Source organism: Mesorhizobium sp. WSM4846 (assembly GCF_055811415.1).
On record NZ_JBVVPZ010000059.1, the window covers coordinates 3,078 to 22,505 of the forward strand.

At 63.1% G+C, this 19,428-nt stretch carries 15 protein-coding genes and 1 pseudogene; 7 read left to right on the plus strand and 9 right to left on the minus strand.

The annotated features are described in order from the left end of the window. Positions 1–932: saccharopine dehydrogenase family protein (locus AC0L15_RS30375; protein ID WP_473498035.1), on the minus strand; the 932-nt coding region annotated here is incomplete at its 3' end. A gap of 124 nt (positions 933–1,056) precedes the next feature. Here AC0L15_RS30375 and AC0L15_RS30380 point away from each other — a divergent pair. Beyond that, positions 1,057–1,485 (plus strand): Lrp/AsnC family transcriptional regulator, encoded by a 429-nt coding sequence (locus tag AC0L15_RS30380; RefSeq protein ID WP_128175259.1) that lies wholly within the window; start codon positions 1,057–1,059, stop codon positions 1,483–1,485. A gap of 228 nt (positions 1,486–1,713) precedes the next feature. After that, entirely contained in the window at positions 1,714–2,943 is a 1,230-nt protein-coding gene (locus AC0L15_RS30385; protein ID WP_287250519.1) for an amidohydrolase/deacetylase family metallohydrolase, read from the plus strand. Between the two features lie 175 nt (positions 2,944–3,118). Here the strand turns inward: AC0L15_RS30385 and AC0L15_RS30390 are convergent, their stop codons facing one another. From AC0L15_RS30390 to AC0L15_RS30420, 7 genes are all read right to left on the minus strand, one after another. Continuing rightward, a complete protein-coding gene (locus AC0L15_RS30390; protein ID WP_287250522.1) occupies positions 3,119–4,888 on the minus strand; it encodes a flavin-containing monooxygenase in 1,770 nt (589 codons plus the stop codon). Between the two features lie 201 nt (positions 4,889–5,089). Next, positions 5,090–6,034, minus strand: a complete 945-nt coding sequence (locus AC0L15_RS30395; RefSeq protein ID WP_287250523.1) for a MurR/RpiR family transcriptional regulator — start codon at positions 6,032–6,034, stop codon at positions 5,090–5,092. A gap of 394 nt (positions 6,035–6,428) precedes the next feature. Beyond that, complete coding sequence (locus AC0L15_RS30400) at positions 6,429–8,462, minus strand: aldo/keto reductase (protein WP_287250524.1); 2,034 nt, start codon at positions 8,460–8,462, stop codon at positions 6,429–6,431. Between the two features lie 124 nt (positions 8,463–8,586). Beyond that, positions 8,587–9,672, minus strand: a complete 1,086-nt coding sequence (locus AC0L15_RS30405; RefSeq protein ID WP_287250525.1) for an ABC transporter ATP-binding protein — start codon at positions 9,670–9,672, stop codon at positions 8,587–8,589. Between the two features lie 7 nt (positions 9,673–9,679). Beyond that, positions 9,680–10,546, minus strand: a complete 867-nt coding sequence (locus AC0L15_RS30410; RefSeq protein WP_473498038.1) for a carbohydrate ABC transporter permease — start codon at positions 10,544–10,546, stop codon at positions 9,680–9,682. Continuing rightward, positions 10,543–11,403 carry a carbohydrate ABC transporter permease gene (locus AC0L15_RS30415; protein ID WP_473498040.1) on the minus strand — a complete coding sequence of 287 codons (861 nt, stop codon included), beginning with the start codon at positions 11,401–11,403 and terminating at the stop codon, positions 10,543–10,545. The genes AC0L15_RS30410 and AC0L15_RS30415 overlap by 4 nt, the downstream gene beginning before the upstream one ends. 221 nt (positions 11,404–11,624) lie before the next feature. After that, the gene (locus AC0L15_RS30420; protein WP_287250527.1) at positions 11,625–12,896 is read right to left on the minus strand and encodes an ABC transporter substrate-binding protein; all 1,272 of its coding nucleotides are present in this window, start codon (positions 12,894–12,896) and stop codon (positions 11,625–11,627) included. Between the two features lie 106 nt (positions 12,897–13,002). Here AC0L15_RS30420 and AC0L15_RS30425 point away from each other — a divergent pair, with 106 nt between their 5' ends. Both AC0L15_RS30425 and AC0L15_RS30430 read left to right on the plus strand, forming a co-directional pair. Continuing rightward, a complete protein-coding gene (locus tag AC0L15_RS30425; RefSeq protein ID WP_287250529.1) occupies positions 13,003–13,872 on the plus strand; it encodes a helix-turn-helix domain-containing protein in 870 nt (289 codons plus the stop codon). Positions 13,873–13,943: 71 nt separating this feature from the next. Continuing rightward, entirely contained in the window at positions 13,944–14,210 is a 267-nt protein-coding gene (locus AC0L15_RS30430; RefSeq protein ID WP_287068149.1) for a GNAT family N-acetyltransferase, read from the plus strand. A 253-nt stretch (positions 14,211–14,463) separates the two neighbouring features. Here AC0L15_RS30430 and AC0L15_RS30435 read toward each other — a convergent pair whose 3' ends face one another. Beyond that, positions 14,464–14,598, minus strand: coding sequence for a hypothetical protein (locus AC0L15_RS30435; protein ID WP_287068147.1), 135 nt, complete (start codon positions 14,596–14,598; stop codon positions 14,464–14,466). Between the two features lie 1,852 nt (positions 14,599–16,450). On the opposite strand from AC0L15_RS30435, the gene AC0L15_RS30440 reads away from it, so the two are divergent. From AC0L15_RS30440 to AC0L15_RS30450, 3 genes and pseudogenes are all read left to right on the plus strand, one after another. After that, positions 16,451–17,734 carry a cystathionine gamma-synthase family protein gene (locus AC0L15_RS30440; protein WP_287123496.1) on the plus strand — a complete coding sequence of 428 codons (1,284 nt, stop codon included), beginning with the start codon at positions 16,451–16,453 and terminating at the stop codon, positions 17,732–17,734. A 333-nt stretch (positions 17,735–18,067) separates the two neighbouring features. Continuing rightward, positions 18,068–18,721 (plus strand): annotated as a pseudogene (locus AC0L15_RS30445) (DUF2726 domain-containing protein). Positions 18,722–19,153: 432 nt separating this feature from the next. Continuing rightward, a complete protein-coding gene (locus AC0L15_RS30450) occupies positions 19,154–19,423 on the plus strand; it encodes a hypothetical protein (RefSeq protein WP_287250531.1) in 270 nt (89 codons plus the stop codon). The last annotated feature ends 5 nt before the right edge of the window (positions 19,424–19,428 follow it).

The following is a 19,428-nucleotide window of genomic DNA, read 5'->3' on the forward strand; positions in this document are numbered from 1 at the left end:
CGCGCCGCCCGCCCGGGCGCCCGCTGGGGCGGGTGTTTGTTGTGTGGCGGGCGCCCGCGCCCGCCGCGGCCCCCGCCCGCCCCCCCCCTGACGGTGACGAAGACGATGACCACGTCCTGCAGCGTCGCCGGCAGGGCGCTCTCAAAAATGTCCTTCAGCACGTCGCGGCGGTGGCGCAGGCCAAGATCGTTGAGCAGCGCCTTCATGATCGCGGCGTGGCCGGGGTAGCGGATGGTGCGATAGTTCAGCGTGCGCACCTTGCCCTTCAGCGTTTCGGCCAGCGTGCCGAGCCCACCCGAGGTGTTGAACGCCTCGTAGGTGACGCCGTCGAGCGAGAATTCCTCGCGCTCCTCCAGCGGCGGCACCTCGATCAGCTCGCCTTCGACGATCGCCTCGCAAGGCTCGCAATATTCGTTGATGACGCCGTCCGTGCTCCATGTCAGATTGTAGTTCAGCGCATTCGACGGGTACTGCGGCAGCGCGCCGACCCGCATGCGCACGCTTTCCAGCGTGTCGAAGCGGCTGGCGAGATCATTGGCGACGATCGAGATGAAGCCCGGCGCCAGCCCGCATTGCGGGATGAAGGCGCTGTCGGCGGTACGCGCCAATTGCCTGACGCGCCGGGTCGCGACGACATCCTCGGTCAGGTCGAGATAATGCACACCGGCGCTGGCCGCCGCCTCGGCGATGCGCGTGGTCAGGTGGAAGGGCGCGGCGCTGAGCACCGCGAACTTGCCGGCCAGAGCCGCTTCGAGTGTGCCGGCGGCTTCGATGTCGAGCTGCAGCGTCTCGACCGTTTCAGGCAGTTCGGCCGCGCCGAGCTGTGCGGCCAATCGGTCGACGAGGGTTATGTGATAGTCGCCGGTGGAAGCCAGCATCTCGGCGATGGTCGAGCCGATCTTGCCGGCGCCGACAATTATGATGTCCTTCATGACAGTTCCCTCGCCTTGCCTTTCACAGAGCGGACAGAATCGCAGCTTGCCTGTCGAAAGGAAGTGTTGAACTGCTCAAAACGAAGTGCCAAATTGGACAGTATGCCGATGAGGTTCGTCGAAAGTGCTTAGCAACGCCGAACAGGCCCTGCTCTCCCTGCTGCGCGCGAATGCGCGCGCGTCGACGGCCGAACTGGCGCGGCGGCTCGGCGTGTCGCGGACGACGGTGCAGAGCCGGATCGAGCGGCTGGAACAGCGCGGCATCATCACCGGCTATGGCGTCAGGCTTTCACCCGACTACGAACAGGGACTGGTGCGGGCGCATGTCCTGCTCACCGTCACGCCCAAGCTTGCCGACAAGGTGGTGCGCAGCCTGCAGGCGTTGCCGCCGGTGCGGACGCTGCATTCGGTGAGCGGCAATTTCGACATGATCGTCGTCGTCGACGCGCCGTCGATCAAGGACCTCGACACGCTGCTTGATGAGATTGGCGCGATGGACGGGGTCGAGCGGACATCGTCGTCGATCATCCTGTCGACGCGGATTGATCGGTGAGTGCTGCCCGCGTTGGCGCGGCCCAGAAACGCTGGCGGGACAGCACCCCCTCTGCCCTGCCGGGCATCTCCCCCTCAAGGGGGGAGATCGGCAATTTTGGTGCTCCGCTTACGCTTGCGACGCTCCTGTAATAAAGCAACATCATTCCCAAAAAATGTTGCTTTCCAACAAAACCTATATGAGAATTGCGCGGACAGGCCGGTTTGAACGAGAACACACAGGACGCCGATGCAATTTGATCTCCTGCTGAAGGGCGGCCGGCTCATCGATCCGGCATCCGGCCTCGATGCGCAACGCGATCTGGCCATCGCCAACGGCCGCATCGCCGCGATCGATCCCGACATTCCCTTCGAGCGCGCCGCGCGCGTCATCGATGCGACGGGGTCCATCGTCGCGCCCGGCCTCATCGACCTGCACAGCCACGTCTATTGGGGCGGCACCTCGCTTGGCGTCGATGCCGACCGCCTCGCTGCAAAAAGCGGCACCACAACCTTCATCGACGCCGGAAGCGCTGGCGCCGGCAACCTCCTCGGCTTTCGCCGCCACGTCATCGAGCGCTCGAAGCTCCGCATCCTGGCCTATGTCAACATTTCCTTTGCCGGCATTTTCGGCTTCTCGCAGACCGTTTCGGTTGGCGAGTGCAGCGATCTGCGGCTCTGCGAACCGCGCGAGACGGTGGCGGCGGTGCGCGAGCACGCAGACGTGGTCGTCGGCGTAAAAGTACGCTCGGGTCGCCATGCCGGCGGCAGCAGCGGCATCGCGCCGGTCGATCTGGCGCTCGAGGCTGCCGACCAGGCCGGCCTGCCGCTGATGGCGCATATCGACGAGCCGCCGCCAGGCCGTTCAGAAGTGCTGCCGCGGCTGCGCAAGGGCGACATCCTCACCCACTGCTTCCGGCCGTTTCCCAACGCGCCGGTCTTCGCCTCGGGCGCGGTCCGGCCCGACATGCGGCTGGCGCGCGAGCGCGGCGTTATCTTCGACATCGGCCACGGCATGGGCTCGTTCGATTTCGCGGTCGCCAGGGCGATGCTCAGCGAAGGGCTGGCGCCTGACGTGATCAGCAGCGACGTGCATCTCTACTGCGTCGACGGTCCGGCCTTCGACATTCTGGTGTGCATGTCGAAATTGCTGGCGCTCGGCATGCCGCTGGTCGAGGTGCTGCGCGCGGCGACCCAACGGCCGGCCGAGGCGATCGCAAGGCCCGAGCTTGGCACGCTTAAGGTCGGTGCAGTCGGCGACATCGCAGTGCTGCGGCTGCGTCCGGGCCGTTTTACCTTTGTCGACGCGGTCGGCGCGTCGCTGGTCGCCGAGCAGCGGCTGGTCTCGGACGGCATCGTGATCGGCGGCACCTGGTGGCCGAACGAGGCGGCTAACGATTTTGGTGACACCGAGCGCTTCGAAGCGCATGCGCATGAAACGCATGTCGAGGTGGTGGCCAGGCATTTCGGGCGTGGGTGAAGGCTGGGCGGCTCTTCCTTCTCCCCTTGTGGGAGAAGGTGGCCGAGCGAAGCTCGGTCGGATGAGGGGTGCTCCAGAGAACACCAACGCCTCACTCCGTCCAACACCCCTCATCCGTCTTGGCGCTGCGCGCCAATCCACCTTCTCCCACAAGGGGAGAAGGAGAAGAGCGCTGCTACCCATAAACCGGTGTCGCCACGCCTTCCATCCGCGCCTTGATCTGCAGCGCCACATATTTCGAGTAAAAGCGCGACAGCGCCAGATTGCCGCCGTGGAACCACAGCGCTTCCTGCGCCGTCGGCTTCCACATGTTGCGCAATTCGCCTTGCCATGGTCCCGGGTCGCCTTTCACGCCCGAGCCAATCCCCCAGCACGGCCCGACCTCGTCGGCGACGTCGCGCGAGACGATCGCCGCCACGGTTTCGTTCATCGACTGATAGCCGGTGCAGGAGATAATCACATCGGCCGCCAATTCGCTGCCGTCGTCGAACAGGATTCCGGTCGGCGTCAGCGACTTGATCTCGACACCGCTGCGGATGCCGATCGCGCCGTCGATGATCAGATCGGACGCGCCGACGTCGATATAGTAACCCGAGCCGGTGCGGTAGGCCTTCATCAGCAGCCCCGTCTCGTCGTCGCCGAAATCGATGGCGAATCCGGCGCCGCGCAAGCGGTCGTAGAAAGCCGCGTCGCGCGCCTTGATAATGTCGTACAGCGCCCGCTGGGTTTGCGGCAGCAGCGCGAACGGCGTCGAGGCGACGATCATGTCGGCCTTTTCGATGGTGATGCCGCGGGCCAGCGCCTTTTCCGAAAAGATCTCGAAGCCGACCTCCATCAGCGTGTCTGACTTCACCACCGTCGTCGGCGAGCGTTGGATCATCGTCACCGCAGCGCCGCTCTCCCAGAGGTCGACGGCGACATCGTGCCCCGAGCTTGCCGCGCCAATGACCGCGACGCGCCTGCCGCGGAATGTCTCGCCGCTAAAATACTGGCTGGAATGCAGGATCTCGCCCTGGAACGCAGCGGCGCCGGGCAGGTCGATCTGCCGCGGCGGGCCATAGGCGCCGGTTGCGAAGACGATGTGCTTTGGCATCAGCGTGATGCGCTCGCCGGCGCGGTCGACCTCGACCGTCCAGATTTTTTTGGCTTCGTCGTAGGACGCGCTGATGCATTTTGTGGAGGTCCAGTAATTGAGCTCCATGACGCGCGTGTACATTTCCAGCCAGTCGCCCATCTTGTCCTTGGGCGTGAACACCGGCCAGTTCTCCGGAAACGGGATGTAGGGCAGATGGTCGTACCAGACCGGATCGTGCAGCACGAGCGAGCGATAGCGGTTGCGCCAGGAATCGCCGGCCTGCGCATTCTTCTCGATGACGATCGCCGGCACGCCGAGTTGCCGCAGCCGTGCGCCCAGCATGATGCCGCCCTGGCCGCCGCCGATGACCAGGCAATAGGGCTGCTCAATGGCACCGAGATCACGCGTCTCGCGCGCCCTCGCCTCGGCCCAGGTCTCGCGGTCCGGGTCGGCCTTGTGGCGGACACCCAGCGGCCGCGCCGGTCCCCTGCGCTCCTCAAAACCCCTGAGGTCGCTCATCGCCGTGAACAGCGTCCGGCATCTGCCGTCCTGCAGGCGCATGATGCCTTGGCCCCAGGCCGACGACGTCTCGAAGCTGAACCAGGCCTCTATCATGCCTTCGTGCGAGCTTGCCTCGCCACTGAGCTGCCAGGCGGTCGGCTTGGTTGCCGCCAGAGTGGCATCCAGCATGTCGCGGATCGCCGCGCGGCCTTCCATCGTCTTGATGTTCCAGGTGAAGGTCAGCAGATCGCGCCAGTAGCAGTCCTCGACGAACAGATTGGTCGCGGCCGCGGCGTCGCCCGCCTCGAGGGCGCGGGAGAGAGAGGAAAGCCAGCTGGCCGCCTGTTTTGAGGGTGCCATGTCGAGCATTTTTTTCTCCTTCGAGTCGGCGAATCCGGATTGGGTCGTCAATTGTCGAACTCGGCGCTGCCCCTCATCCGCCTGCCGGCACCTTCTCCCCGTGAACAACGGGGAGAAGGGACAAGCTCCAGCGCTGGCGACCCCCTCTCCCCGTTTTTCACGGGGAGAGGGCAAGGGTGAGGGGCAGCGCAAACGCCCCTTAACCAGGCCTCAATCCCCCAGCGGCTCCATCTCCTTGCCCGTCCTGTGGATCTGGGCGTTGTATTTGATGCGGCGGACGGTTTCGCGGGCCGAGCCGTCGAGCTTGTAGGCGGCCGCCACCGCCATCAGGTCGATCGCGGCCAGAAAGGCGAAGCGCGAGGCGGTCGGCTTCAGCGTGTCGGGATATTCCGGCACCGCCACCGTCAGCCTGACGTCGCAGGCGCGGGCAAGCTCGGTGTCGGGCGCGGTCACGCCGATCGCGTTGGCGCGGTAATGCTTGGCGAGCTCGACGGCCTCGATCACTTCGCGGGTGCATCCGGTCGCCGAAATGGCGATCACCAGGTCGCCGGGTTTCAGGGTCGAGGCGGTCATCCGCATCAGATAGGGGTCGCACTGGGCGCTGACGGTGATGCCATAGCGGAACAGCCGGTACTGGGTCTCCTGCGCCAGCGCCGAAGAGCTGCCGCCGAGGCCGAACACCGTGACCTGGCGCGCCTTGGCGATGAGCTCGGCGGCTTTCAGCAGCTGCGCCGGATCAAGCTGCCGTTCGGCCTCCTGCAGCGCCCGGCGGGCCTCGCCGAACACGGCATTCCAGAACGGCATGCCATTGTCGCTGTTCAGCGGCGGCGGCTTGCTCAGATAGAGCGCGCCGACGACCAGGCTTTGCGCCAGCTTCAGCTTGAAATCGCGAACCCCTTCGCAGCCGATGGCGCGGCAGAACCGGGTTACCGTGGGTTCGCTGACCTGGGCGCGCTGGGCGAGCACGGCATTGGAGGCGTCGACCGCGAATTTGACGTCGTCGAGCACGACATCGGCGACGCGCCGCTCCGCCGGGCGCAATTCACAGTAAGAGTCCTTCACCAGCGAAATGATGTCGGGGATGCGCCTGACATGATCGCGTCCATCGGCTTCGTCCCCCGAGGTCGGCCGTCCTTGGCCGTCTGCTTCGGTCATGACTCATCCCTGCCGTTCGTGGAACTCGACCTCTACCATGTTTGCGCGGCAGTTTGCGAAGTATGTAGGAAAGAAACAAGCTTTTCAAGAAATAGAAAAGCTAATTTAAACAACACCCTAGTCGCGGTGCAAAAGATCCCGATGATTAGAGCCGTGGTCGCCGTTCGATCGCAAGTCGGAGAGTTACAGGACGCGCTTCCCCTTCTCCCCTTGTGGGAGAAGGTGTCGCCGAAGGCGACGGATGAGGGGTGCTCCAGGTTGGCACTGACGCACTCCGTCCAGCACCCCTCATCCGTCTCGGCGCTGCGCGCCGATCCACCGCCCGGGGCGAGTCACGGGCCTCGCCCGCCCTTCGGGCTCCACAAGGGGAGAAGGAAAGGGCAGCGATGTCCCCTCAGCCCGTGCGTCGATGCTGATCCGATCCGCCATCCAGCCACGCAATGTCGTCGGGCGAAAGCGCAATGTCGAGCGCCTGCAGGCTGTCCTCCAGTTCGTCGAGCGTGCGTGGTCCGATCAGCGGGACGGAAGGGAACGGCTGGGCCAGGACGTAGGCGAGCGCGACATGGATCGGGCTCTTGCCCAGCCGGTTGGCGAGCTCGATCGCCCGGTCGCGGCGGCCGAAATTCTTCTCGGAGTACCAGACCCGGACCAGCTCTTCATTGTCACGCTGGTCACGCCCGGCGCGCCCGGTGAAAAAACCCCGTCCCTGGCTCGACCAGGCGAAATTGGGCATCTGCCGGGCGGTCAGCCAGGCCTTCCAGTCGTCGCTCGACGAGGTGACGCAACCCGGCCAGATCGGCACCAGCATCTCGGCCAGCGAAAAATTGTTCGAAAGCGCGCCAGGCTTCTGCTTGCCGGTCCGCTCGGCATAGGCAATCGCCTCGTCCATGCGTTCCCTCGTCCAGTTCGAGCCGCCGAACGGACCGCGGATGCGGCCAGCCCTGACCTCCCGGTCCATCGCATCGACGAATTCGTCGACCGGCACGTCGGGATCGTCGCGGTGCATGAAATAGACGTCGACATGATCGGTCTGCAGCCGGTCGAGCGACTGGGTGAGCTGCTTGCCGATCACATCGGGATAGCAAAGCGGGGTGTGCGCGCCCTTGCCGATGACTACCGCTTGCTCACGCACGCCGCGGTTCTTCAACCATTGGCCGAGCAGCGTTTCGGTGTAGCCGCTGCCGTAGATGAAGGCGGTGTCGAAGACGTTGCCGCCGGCTTCGAAATAGGCATCGAGCAGGATCATGCCGGAGGAGAAGGTGCGAAAATCCTCGAAGCCGAGCGCCAGGCACGAGGCCGGCCGCGGCAGGCCCGGAATTTCGCGCTTCGCAATGATGGTGCCGCCGGAGCGCAGCCGCCGGCCAGAAATGGTGTCGACGCGTTTTTCGAGTTTTTCGATCTCGTATTCGAGCCCGATGGCGGCACGCCATTTGTCGAGCACACGCAGATTGCCGAGACTGTCGGCCCAGCCCATGCCCGGCCAGGCAAACTCCTGCTTTCCGGCCAGGATCGCCTCGCCGGCGGCGTCGACCTCGAAAGCGTAGAGCCAGCGGTCTTCCCTGACCTCGACCACCTCCTCACCGCCTGAACGGATGATGCGGATCTCGCCGGTGCCGCCTTCCCTGCCGCTCGCATACCAGAAGTCCGCGACCTCGATGCGGCCTTTGGTACCAAGGATGCGCAGGACATTGTCCTGGGCGAGCGAGATGCCGCAGGAGACTTCGGCGACGATGCCGTTGGGAAAATGCAGCAGCGCCGAAGCCCATTCGTCGACGCCGGACTGGCCGAGATGCGCCGCACCCGCCACCTTGTCCGGCTCGGCGAAAGGCTTTCCCGATGCGGCCCCGGCAATCAGCCGCGCCATCGAAACGGGGTAGCCGCCGACGTCGAGAATGCCGCCGCCGGCGAGATCATTGGCATAAAGCCGGTGCTCCGGCATGAAGCCAGGCATGGCGAAGCCGAAGCTCGATTTCAGCATGCGCACCTCGCCGATCGCGCCGGACCTGACGAGGTCGACCAGCTTTGCCGTCTGCGGATGCAGCCGGTACATGAAGGCCTCGCCGAGAAAGGTGCCGGCCCTGCGCGCCGCATGGATCATCGCGTCCGCTTCGAAAGCGGTGAGCCCCATCGGCTTTTCGCAAAGCACATGTTTTCCGGCCTCGGCCGCCCTGATCGCCCATTCGGCGTGGCTGGGGTGCGGCGTCGAAATGTAGACTGCATCGAGGTCCGGATCGGCGAGCAAAGCCTCGTAGCCGTCGAGGATGCGGGCACCGGGGAAGTTTTCATTAAGGCCCGATTTGCCGGGATTGCGCGTACCAATGGCGACCAATGTGCCGGTGCGCGAATGGGCGACGCCGCCGGCAAAGGCCTTGGCGATGGTGCCGGGCCCGAGAATGCCCCAGCGGATTTTTTGTGGTTCGGACGTCATTCCTGGATCTCCTTGGGGTCGCCTCGGCGTCGCGAGTTGGTGAAAGAAAAATTGCGTGTCTTGGTGTGCATGGCGTTGTCCCAAACCGCTGCGCGGTTCACGCCCGAGGGCATGCTTTTGGGCACTAGCGAATGCGAGCACCTGACTTGTCGAAGAGAAGCGATTGGCCGGCCTTGATCGACACCACCATGTGGTCGCCAGTCGCCCGCTGCCGCGATGCCTCGCGCTCGATGATCAGTTCCTCTGGTCCGGCATTGGCATAGATGTAGCTCACCGATCCGAGGTGCTCGGCGACATCGGCCTTGACTGCGATGTCGCAATCGCCTTCGCCGGCCTCGAAGAAATGCTCCGGCCGCACACCGAGCACGACCTCGGCGCCGACCGCAGGCGGGGCGCCCGACAGCGGTTTCTGCAGCCGAGCGCCGCCATGGTTGGCGAGTTCGAGGAGCGTTGCATTGCCGTCGTTGCCGACCACTTGTGCCGCCAGAAAATTCATCTTCGGTGAGCCGACGAAACCGGCGACGAAGCGGTTGGCGGGGTCGTCATAGAGATCGAGCGGCGCGCCGATCTGCTCGATATTGCCGGCGTTGAGCACGACGATTCTGTCGGCCAGCGTCATTGCTTCGGTCTGGTCGTGCGTCACATAGATCATGGTGACGCCGAGCTCCTTGTGCAGGCGCGAGATCTCGACCCGCATCTGCACCCTGAGCTCGGCGTCGAGATTGCTCAGCGGCTCGTCGAACAGGAACACCTGCGGCTCGCGCACGATGGCGCGGCCGATGGCGACGCGCTGGCGCTGGCCGCCCGACAATTGCCGCGGGCGCCGCTTCATCAGCTCGGCGATGCGCAGGATCTCGGCGGCCCGCTTCACCCGCCGCTCGGTGTCAGCTTTCGGGTTGCCGTTCATCCTCAGCCCGAAGCTGAGATTCTGCTCGACGCTCATATGCGGATAGAGCGCGTAGGACTGGAACACCATGGCGATGCCGCGGTCCGCCGGCTCGACATTGTTCACTACCTTGCCGCCGATGGCGATCTCGCCGCCGCTGATGTCCTCGAGCCCGGCGATCATCCTGAGCAGCGTGGACTTGCCGCAGCCGGAGGGGCCGACGAAGACGACGAATTCGCCGTCGTCGACGTCGATGTTCGCGCCGTGAACGATCTCGAAGACGCCGAAGCGCTTGACGACATTTTTGAGTGTGACCGCTGCCATGCTGATCCTATTTGATGGCGCCGGCGGCAATGCCGGCGACGAAATGGCGCTGCAAGAGCACGAACACGACGAGCATCGGCACGGTGAGCATCACGGCGCCCGCCATGATGCCGCCCCACGACACTTTGGTGAGGCCGATCAGCGTGCCGAGCGCCACCGGCGCCGTCATCGCGCCGGGCTTGGAATTGATCAGCAGCGGCCAGAGATAATTGTTCCAGGAGGCAAGGAACAGGATGATGGCGAGCGCCGCCAGCATCGGCCGCGCCAGCGGCAGCGCGACGAACAGGAAGATCCGCCATTCCTTGACCCCCTCGACGCGTGCGGCGTCGAACAGATCGCCCGGCATCATCGAGAAGCTCTGCCGCATGAACAGCACGCCGAGCGAATTGAACAGCGGCGGCACGATCAGCGCCACCCAGGTGTTGGCGAGCTTGAAGTCGCGCGCCACCATGATGAATTGCGGGATCAGCACGACAGCATAGGGCAGCGTGATGGTGCCGAGGATGATCGCGACGACGACGCCCTTGCCGAAGAACTGGTAGCGCGCCAGCGCCCAGCCGGCCATCGAGGTGAGCAGCACCGACAGGAACGTATAGGTCACCGCCACCGAGACCGAGATGCCGATGGCGCCGATGAAATTGGTGTCGCGCTGCAGGTTGTTGACGTTGTCGAGGAAGCTGCCGTGCGGCAAAAGCTCGATCCTGGGGCTGAAAATGCCCCTGTCGGGCATGGTCGAGAAGATCACCATCATCCACAGCGGAAACAGCCAGATCAGCGCCAGCGGCGTCAGGAAGAGATGCAGCGCGATGCTGCGTCCCAATCTGGAGGAGGAGCGGCTGGAGGAGGAACGGCTCGAAGCGGAACGTGAGCTCATTTCGATTCCCTCGTCAGCCACAGTTGCACCAGCGAGATGGCGATCGCCAGCCCGGCCATGGTGTAGGCGATGGCCGAGGCGTAGCCGAAATTGAGCGACCTGAAACCCTGGCGGTAAAGCAGCAGCCCGAGCGTTTCGGTGCCGCCGCCCGGCCCGCCGCGCTCGGTGATCAGGAACGGTTCGGTGAACAGCTGCATGGTGCCGATGATCGACAGCACGGCGCAGAACACGATGATCGGCTTGAGCAGCGGCAGGGTGATGTAGAAGAACTGCTTGAGCTTGCTGACGCGGTCCAGCGTCGCCGCCTCATAGACATCCTGGGGGATGGACTGCAAGCCGGCGAGCAGGATGATGGCGTTGTAGCCGGCCCAGCGCCAGGTCACCGCGATCATGATCACCGCCATTGCCGGGGTGACGTTGGAAAACCAGTCGATCCGCGGCAGGCCGACGCTGTTCAGCAGCTTGTTGATGATGCCGTAGTCGAGATTGAACATCAGCCGGAACACCGCCGAATAGGCAACTTCGCCCACCACGACCGGGGCGAAGAAGGCGAAGCGGAACAGGCCACGGGCCTTGAGCAGCGGCGAATTGAGCAGCACCGCCATGACGATCGCCAAAGTGATCATCACCGGCACCTGGATGACGAGGATGAGCAGCGTGTTCTTCAAGGCGTTGAAAAAGGCCGGGTCGCCGATCAGCCGGCCCCAGTTGAAGGTCGGCGCGAACCGCCACGGCACGGTGCGCGTCGCCTGGAAGGAGATCAGGAAGGAGTTGATGATCGGCCACAGCCAGAAGATCGAGAAGATCAGCAGATAGGGCGCCAGGAAGCGGTACGCCGTGGCGTTCTGATAGCGCATTCTTTCTCCTTCCTGTCTCTAGATTTGCCGGTCTACTGTCGAGGTCGGCGCCGCGCCTGCCTTGCCTTCTCCCCTTGTGGGAGAAGGTGGATCGGCGCGCAGCGCCGAGACGGATGAGGGGTGCTGGACGGAATGAGACGTTGGTGTCCCCTGGAACACCCCTCATCCGTCGCCTTCGGCGACACCTTCTCCCACAAGGGGAGAAGGGGGAGCCGCGTAGCTCACTCTTCGACCGGCAGGCCGGTCGCCGAGGCGATCTGGCTTGCGGCATCGTCGAGCGCCGCCTTGGCGTCGGGGTAGCCGCCGCCGAGATATTTGGTCTGCACTGCGCGGACGATGATTTCCGCGTCGCTCTGGAACGGCGTGCCGCGGCTGGGGACGACTTTCGGCAAGGTGCCAAGAATGTCCTTCCACACCGCCTGGCCGCCCCAATAGGGCTGGCCTTCGGAGACATAGGGGTCGTCGAGCGCCGAGATCAGCGACGGCACCAGGCCAAAACCCTTCAGCATCGCTATCTGGCCCTCATTGGTCGCGAGCGAATATTTCAGGTAGGCGTAGGCGGCTTCCTTGTTGTTCGACACCGAGGTGATGGCGAGCGAGGAACCGCCGAGATTGGCGGCGCGCGGGCCGTCGGCGGTGAGGCTCGGCATCAGGTAGACGCCCCAGTTGCCGCTGCCGTCGGGCGACTCGGTGCGTATGGTGCCCTCGTACCAGCCGCCATACATCTGGCTGGCGACCTTGTCGGCGGTGTTGTTGGTGATCTTGGTGCCCCAATCGGCCGAGGTGATGATGCCGGCGTCCTTCATCTCCTTGATCTTGGTCATCGACGCCACGCAGCCCGGCTGGTTGACGGTGATCGACTGCCCGTCGGCGGCGAAATAGGCGCAGCCCTGCTCGTTGGCGATCATGCGGAAGAATTCGGAGTCGCCGTTGAAATCGGCGTTGGTCATCGTCACGCCGGGATTGGCCTCCTGGATCTTCTTGCCGGCGGCAATGAAATCGTCCCAGGTCTTGATCGAGGTCGGGTCGACGCCGGCCTTCTCATAGAAGTCGCGGCGATAGTACATCGCCACCGGGCCGGAATCCCACGGCATCGCATAGGCCTTGTCTTCCACTTCGAGCTCGGTGCGCTTGAAATCGGGGAATTTTGCCTGGTCTTCGGCGGTATAGCCGAGCGTATGGAGGTCGACGAAGCAGTCCGGGAACTGGCTCCAGTAGTTCTCGGCCTCACCGTTCTCGATCGTCACGATGTCCGGCAGCCCCTCTCCGCCAGCGGCGCAGCCGGCGATCGACTTGTCATAGGTCGGCTGGTTGCCGAGATCCTGGACCGTGACCTTGATGTCGGGGAACTGCTTGTTAAAACCTTCCATGGTGGCCTTCAGCGACGAAGCGGCGACGTTCCAGCTCCAGATCGTGATTTCGCCGGATTGCGCAAAGGCCGGGGCTGAGCCCAGGGCAAGCGCGAACGCGGCGCAGGTCAGTGTGATGCGCATTGAAATCCTCCCATTTCATTTGCTCTCTCTTCGCGAGCATGGCTAGACTAGGCGCTGGCGAAGGCTTGTCCGCGACAAAGGGAATAAAAAATTGGCGGAAAGTAAGATGCCGGAAAGGCCGTTTTACCAGCCCGGCGCCAGCAGCGTGGAGGGCTTGCCGCTGCTGCTGCAGATGTTTCACACCCGGCCTCTGGTGATGCTGAAGCCGCATTGGCATGCCCAGGTCGAGGTGAATTTCATCGTTCGCGGCGCCGTGCACTACCGCATGGACGAGCACGAGATCGCGCTTTCGTCCGGCGACATGTGCCTGTTCTGGGGCGGCCTGCCGCACCAGATGGACGATGCGTCGGACGACGCCGTCTATGCCGGCGCGCATCTGCCGCTGGTGCACTTCTTCCGGCTGCACCTGCCCGCGGACGTCCGCAACCGGCTGATGACCGGCGCGACATTGGTGACCAATGCCACCGACCGGTCCGACAGCGACAATTTCGAGCGCTGGAACCGCTACGTCCGCTCGGGCGATGCGGGCAAGGCCGAGCACGCCGTCAACGAACTTTTGCTGCGGCTGGAGCGGGTGCGCTTCGAACCCTACCGGCTGGTACCCGAAACGCCGATCGAGCAGGAAGCAGGCAGCCCCTTCGACCAGCAATCGCTGCGCAATGTCGGGCGCATGTGCGACTTCATCGCCGAGAATTTCCTCTACGACATCGACTGCGTCGATATCGCGGCGGCGGCCGACATCCATCCCAAATACGCCATGAGCGTTTTCAAGAAGTCGACCGGCATGACGCTCAACGAATATGTCAATCTGTTGCGGCTCAGCTACGCCCAGGCGCTGCTGATGCACCAGGACGCCAACGTGCTGCGCGTCGCCATGGACTCCGGTTTCGGCTCGCTCAGCGCCTTCAACAAGTCGTTCCGCAAGCTGGCCGGCATGTCGCCGTCGGATTTTCGCAAAGGCGCCGGCGCCAGATAGCAATGCGCAGGGCATTTCGAGGTCGATGCCGGCGCGCTCGATCCATTCGCACCGGCCAACCTCCCGATCCCGTGCCCTGCCTGCTGCTCGGACAGCTGGCCACCGACGCCGGCTGGGCCGGCCGCGGCATCGGAACCGGCCTGGTCAAGCACGCGCTGCAGCGCTGCGTAATGGCTGCGGAGCTCGTCGGCGGCCGCGCGCTCCTGGTCAACGCCATCGATCCCGAAGCCGCCGCGTTCTGGCAGCGGCGTGGTTTCATTCCGCTAAGGGATGACCCGCTCGTGCTGTTCCGCTCGATTGCGGCGATTGCCGCTTCGTTGGCCAACGCGCATGGATGAAGATCGGCCGGAAACGGCCACGGCTAGCGCCAGTCGAGCCCGCGCCCCAAGAACGCACCACCGGCCCGAGGCCGGTGGTGCTCGCTGGACCGTCTGTAGGGGCAGGACCGTTCCAGGGGATCCCTTAGGATCGGACTCGAATGTCGGCTGTTTCTTGACCCACGGCATCGGCCGAACAGATGAAGCAGCCCGGCAAGTGACCAAGAATCTCGATGCTAGGATGCGCCGCCGCGCAGCGCATGATTTGCGATTTTTATTCGGCTGCGTCAGGAATTTCGCCGGAGGTATCGTCGGCCGGATCGGCCTTTCTTGCCAGGAACTTGTCCAGGGCTGCCTGCAAGGACAGGGTGGCCTGCGGCGAGGCCGGCGTGGTCGAAACGACAGCCATTGCATGAGCAATTCCCCGCGTGGACTTATCCCTAGGCGCCGCAGACGTTGCGGCTCCGTGGCCCTGCGATCCGGCTGCAGCCGAGTTTCCGCCATTGCCGTTGCTTGCGCCATTACCCTTCCCGCCACCATTGCCGCCGGGGCCGGCGAGGACTGGAGACGCGACAAGGGCGAGAGCGGCGACCGTTGCGAACAGACTGGTTCGAGTTTTCATAATTCCTCCTTCGAGCCGCCCTCCCGCCAGGATGGTTCCAGACTATAAATATGAGGACTCTCTAATATGATGGTCCACTACTTCGCCAGTTTGGTTTAAATACACCTGTCCGCAAGGGACCTTGGTCCGAAATTGAAAAGCAAAAGTCCTAACTCTATTGGGGGTATTCCGAGCGGCGAACAAAGCGCCTGAAGGCCACAGGCAGCCGGCAAGTGACAAGCTCGCTCCGTCTGCTGGATGATGCCGTGCTGCCCAAAAACGAAAAAGCCGCGGTGGACCGCGGCTTTTCGATGCTTGATTCCCTTAGAGGACACTGGAGCGGGTGAAGCGATTCGAACGCTCGACCCCGACCTTGGCAACCATTGATTCCACGAAAACTTATCGTCGCAAACCGTAACCTATTCAGCCAGAAAACGATTGTCCAGCGCTCCGGGAGCGGAACACTCTGTCCCACGGAGTTCCGTCGAAAACCGCGCCTTGCGGCTCCCCCTCGGAAACCCTGCAAACGATCGACTCAAGCAACCCGAACACCCAGGGGAGCAAATGGCTAGGACGAGTAAGAAGCGACTGACGAACCAGGTACTTGAACGCATGACGCCGCCCAAAACAGGGCGGCTGGAAGCCCGGCCTTGCGATTGCGTGGCACGGTTCTTGCTTCTACAGCTTCAGACATGCCGGGCGGCGAAGACCCTGTTCCACATCAATACCGGCGTGTGAGGTAGGGACAATGATGTCGCGTAAGCTTCTGTTCGGCCCTCCAGCAGCGTTTTTGGCCGCCGCCCTGGGGGTAGGCCTCTTGTCGTCCGTCACCTCGTGGGAATTTTTGACTGCGACCCAATCCGATTCGGTCTTTTGTTCAAGCGGCCGATCAACCGAGACCGTATCGACGTCGGCGTCGCGGACTTTGCCACCATGTCCGCCGGCCGTCACAAGGTCATAAGGAGCGCCTCGATGGCCGCGAGACTGTGGATGTGGTCGCACATAGCATTCCTGAAAGATGCGGCCGCCGCCGGTACATCCGCGGTCGGCGGAAAAGGCGTCGTAGCGCAGACAAAAATCGGGAACGAACAGCCTCCCGCGGCGGCGGCTTGCGGTTACAGGAATCGGCTACGAGTGCGCCCAGGGAAAGTTGTCATGGATCGTTCGACTCGGTTGGCATCAGCCTTTCGCGAACTCGTTGCACCGCGCTACCGGCCGGAGCTCCACTATATGCGCGGCCCGGGGCCAGCCTCCGCGCGCCGCGAGAGCGCACTGAAGGCCGGCCCTCATCCCTCCTGATCTGATCTCTTGCAGTGCCGCATGCCCCAGCAACCGCGCGCCTCGCTGACCGTGCACTGCGTCTTCCGACTTGGCGCCCAGGCACTCGGCAAAACATTTCCGGTCCGGTCGGTCCGGTATGTCTCCAATTCTCCTGCTGCCTTCGCCACTAACGGTTCTTGGTTGCCGTTCGCGCTTTAGAATTAGAAAGAGATCGGACCGACCGGACCGTTTCGAGTCCGAAAACCACGTTCCCCTGGCGCGAGTGCAGCATGGCGTGCCTGATCTGTCTGGATGACCATGGACCCGAGTGGATTAGCAAGAGACTGGTGTTGGTTCTTCCTCTAATTTTGGTCTGAGAAACCTGACCGGAGGAATCGCCATGACTGCCCCACGTCCGTCCAAGACGCATATTGGAAATCATCGGCTGCATCCGGAAACGTTGATGCTGAGCTACGGCTTCGACCCTCAGCTGTCGGAAGGTGCGGTGAAGCCGCCGGTGTTCCTCACCTCGACCTTCGTGTTCCGATCTGCCGAAGAGGGCCGCGATTTCTTCGATTTCGTATCCGGACGCAAGGAACCGCCGAGCGGAACCGGAGCCGGGCTGGTCTATTCCCGCTTCAATCATCCCAACAGCGAAATCGTCGAGGATCGCCTGGCAATCTACGAAGGGGCCGAGGCCTGCATCCTGTTCTCGTCCGGCATGTCGGCCATCGCCACCACCCTGCTTGCGTTCGCCCGTCCGGGTGACGTTATCGTGCATTCGCAACCGCTTTATGGCGGCACCGAAACTTTGTTAGCCAAGACCTTGGCCAATTTTGGCGTCGGCGCTGTGGGTTTCGCCGATGGCGTCGATGAGTCAGCCATTCGCACAGCGGCGGATGAAGGCTGCAGGAAAGGCCGCGTATCGCTCATCTTCATCGAAACGCCCTCCAACCCGACCAACTCGTTGGTCGATTTCGTGGCGGTCGACCGCATCGCCGACGAGATCGCCGCCAAACAGGGACAGCGCCCGGTCGTCGTGTGCGACAATACTTTGCTCGGACCGGTTTTTCAGCGTCCGCTTGACCACGGCGTGGACGTTTCCGTTTATTCCCTGACCAAGTATGTCGGCGGCCATTCCGATCTGATCGCCGGCGCGGCACTTGGCAGCAGGGCCGTCACCAAATCCATCAAGGCGCTAAGGGGGGCGATCGGCACGCAGCTCGATCCGCACTCGTGCTGGATGCTCGGCCGCTCACTGGAAACGCTGAGCATTCGCATGGAGAAAGCCAACGCCAATGCCCGCATCGTCGCCGAATTCCTGGCCGACCACCCGAAGGTCGCAAGGGTGGCATATCTGCCGTTCCTCGGCGACGACACTCCGGCCGCAGGCGTATTCAGGACGCAATGCACGGGCGCCGGATCGACATTTTCGTTCGACATTCGCGGTGGTCAGGTCGCGGCGTTCGCGTTTCTCAATGCCCTTCAGATATTGAAACTTGCCGTCAGCCTTGGCGGCACGGAATCGCTGGCTAGCCATCCTGCCGCCATGACCCATTCGGGCGTGCCCAAGGACGTTCGGGAACGGATCGGCGTTCTTGAGTCGACAATAAGGCTGTCGATCGGCGTCGAGCACCCCGACGATCTTGTTGCCGATATCGCCCAGGCGCTTGCCCTCGCCTGAAATATGCCTGACCGCTGGTGGGCGGACTGGCGTCCATCTCGTCGCGATTGCCGCGTCCAGGAGTCACCCTGACCCCACCGGTTTTTTTAACCGGGAGGGGGCATCTCCGCTGAAAAAAGCGCGGCGGCTCCCCCGACGCTCCCCGCGACCGGTCCAGCGCTGGCAAGAAGCCCGCACCAACAAGCTTCGCGGCCCGGCACCCTAACCCTTGCAGGAGTATGCTGGAGCTGATTGGCGCGCAGCTCCAACCTTAAAGTCAAACGCTCCGCTCCCTGGTGTTTTCTCGTCAGTCGTGGCTTATTACAAGAACCAGCGTCCAGTAAGATTACCGGCATGCCCCCCGAGATTATTGGTTTGATCGAAAAGCCACATCTGCTGATCGCCGTTCTCTTGGTCGGCGCCTTTGGTGGTATGGCCGTCGAGCGGTTCTGTTCAAAGATACGACGGCAGGCGTGGCGGGAAAAGAACCGTTGGCGCTGGGACAGGAAGCGCGATTGGAGCAAAATAGATAACAGGCCGTTAGCGCCGAAGCCTGATCCAGTCACTCCAAAACAACCCGACGCTGCTGACCAATTACGCATCGTTATGGGGGCTCACTTCACGATACAGCCGCTCCTCAACAAGAGCGAAGCGCGCGTATTCCGGGAGCTCGACACCATAGTGATAGGCTGCAATCCCGGATGGTAGGTGATGGCACAAGTATCGTTAGGCGAAATTCTGCGCAGCAAGGACGCGGACGCCTACCGTTGCATCAACTCGAAACGGGTCGACCTGCTTCTGGTGAACGAGGACTGCCAGCCCCGACATGCGATCGAATACCAAGGCGGCGCCCATCACCAAGGTCTCGCCGCAGCGCGCGATGCTGTCAAGAAGGAGGCCCTACGAAGGGCAGGGATCGGTTATCACGAGGTTGTTGCCGGGCACACCACTCCTTCCGAGCTCAGGCGGCTGGTCGAGAAACTCGTAGACAAGCCAAAGGACGGCTGAGTATCTGCTACGCCAGGCTGAGTAGAGCTAAACACTATGTGCCCTGAAATCATTATCGCGGGAGATCGATCCGTTGCCAGCGATGCCGATCGGCGACGTACCGCCCTGTGCGTTAGCGAAGGCAGCGAGCGTCTCTATGGTTACGCCTTCCGGGACCCTAGTACGCATCAAACCGTTCAATCACACGTGCACCGTGACGTCGTGTCCCAAAGAACGCAAAGCCTTACTTGTACGGCCGTTGCGCGGTGGAAATTGGTTCGGCAGGGCCCAGCCTACTAGCTCGCCCATCGCGCTAATGCCGAAGTTTTCAATTCTTAACTTTGGGTCGTGCAAAGCATCCCACATGCGGTAAGCATCACCTTGTGTGGCAGCTGCACCGCCATTCCCTCGTTCGCCTACATCGCGTCCGCGCTGGGGATTCGCTGGTGTGCCTTGACTGACGAGGACCGGCTGCCCGACCAAATCGTTAAGCCGCAGATGGTGCGGCAGCGCGCGAATATTGAGAAGCACCGCACATCCTCTGACGCGCAGGTCATGTGGAAAGTCGATCTTGAAACTAGCCTGGGGATACTCAAAGGCGGAGCAAACTCCGAGAATATCTTCGAGAAGCTGAACCTACCTGGATGGACGACGGACTTCCCAAAGTTCAAAGCGACACTGTCTGAGATCGCGACCTGGGTCGATCCTGAGATAAGGGTGTAGCTGAC

Bases quoted from the DNA above. Each gene is read 5' to 3' on its own strand.
- AC0L15_RS30420 (WP_287250527.1), bottom strand. From the start codon at position 12,896: ATGCGCATCACACTGACCTGCGCCGCGTTCGCGCTTGCCCTGGGCTCA.
- AC0L15_RS30390 (WP_287250522.1), bottom strand. From the start codon at position 4,888: ATGCTCGACATGGCACCCTCAAAACAGGCGGCCAGCTGGCTTTCCTCT.
- AC0L15_RS30410 (WP_473498038.1), bottom strand. From the start codon at position 10,546: ATGAGCTCACGTTCCGCTTCGAGCCGTTCCTCCTCCAGCCGCTCCTCC.
- AC0L15_RS30440 (WP_287123496.1), top strand. From the start codon at position 16,451: ATGACTGCCCCACGTCCGTCCAAGACGCATATTGGAAATCATCGGCTG.
- AC0L15_RS30435 (WP_287068147.1), bottom strand. From the start codon at position 14,598: ATGGCTGTCGTTTCGACCACGCCGGCCTCGCCGCAGGCCACCCTGTCC.
- AC0L15_RS30415 (WP_473498040.1), bottom strand. From the start codon at position 11,403: ATGCGCTATCAGAACGCCACGGCGTACCGCTTCCTGGCGCCCTATCTG.
- AC0L15_RS30385 (WP_287250519.1), top strand. From the start codon at position 1,714: ATGCAATTTGATCTCCTGCTGAAGGGCGGCCGGCTCATCGATCCGGCA.
- AC0L15_RS30395 (WP_287250523.1), bottom strand. From the start codon at position 6,034: ATGACCGAAGCAGACGGCCAAGGACGGCCGACCTCGGGGGACGAAGCC.
- AC0L15_RS30425 (WP_287250529.1), top strand. From the start codon at position 13,003: ATGCCGGAAAGGCCGTTTTACCAGCCCGGCGCCAGCAGCGTGGAGGGC.
- AC0L15_RS30405 (WP_287250525.1), bottom strand. From the start codon at position 9,672: ATGGCAGCGGTCACACTCAAAAATGTCGTCAAGCGCTTCGGCGTCTTC.
- AC0L15_RS30400 (WP_287250524.1), bottom strand. From the start codon at position 8,462: ATGACGTCCGAACCACAAAAAATCCGCTGGGGCATTCTCGGGCCCGGC.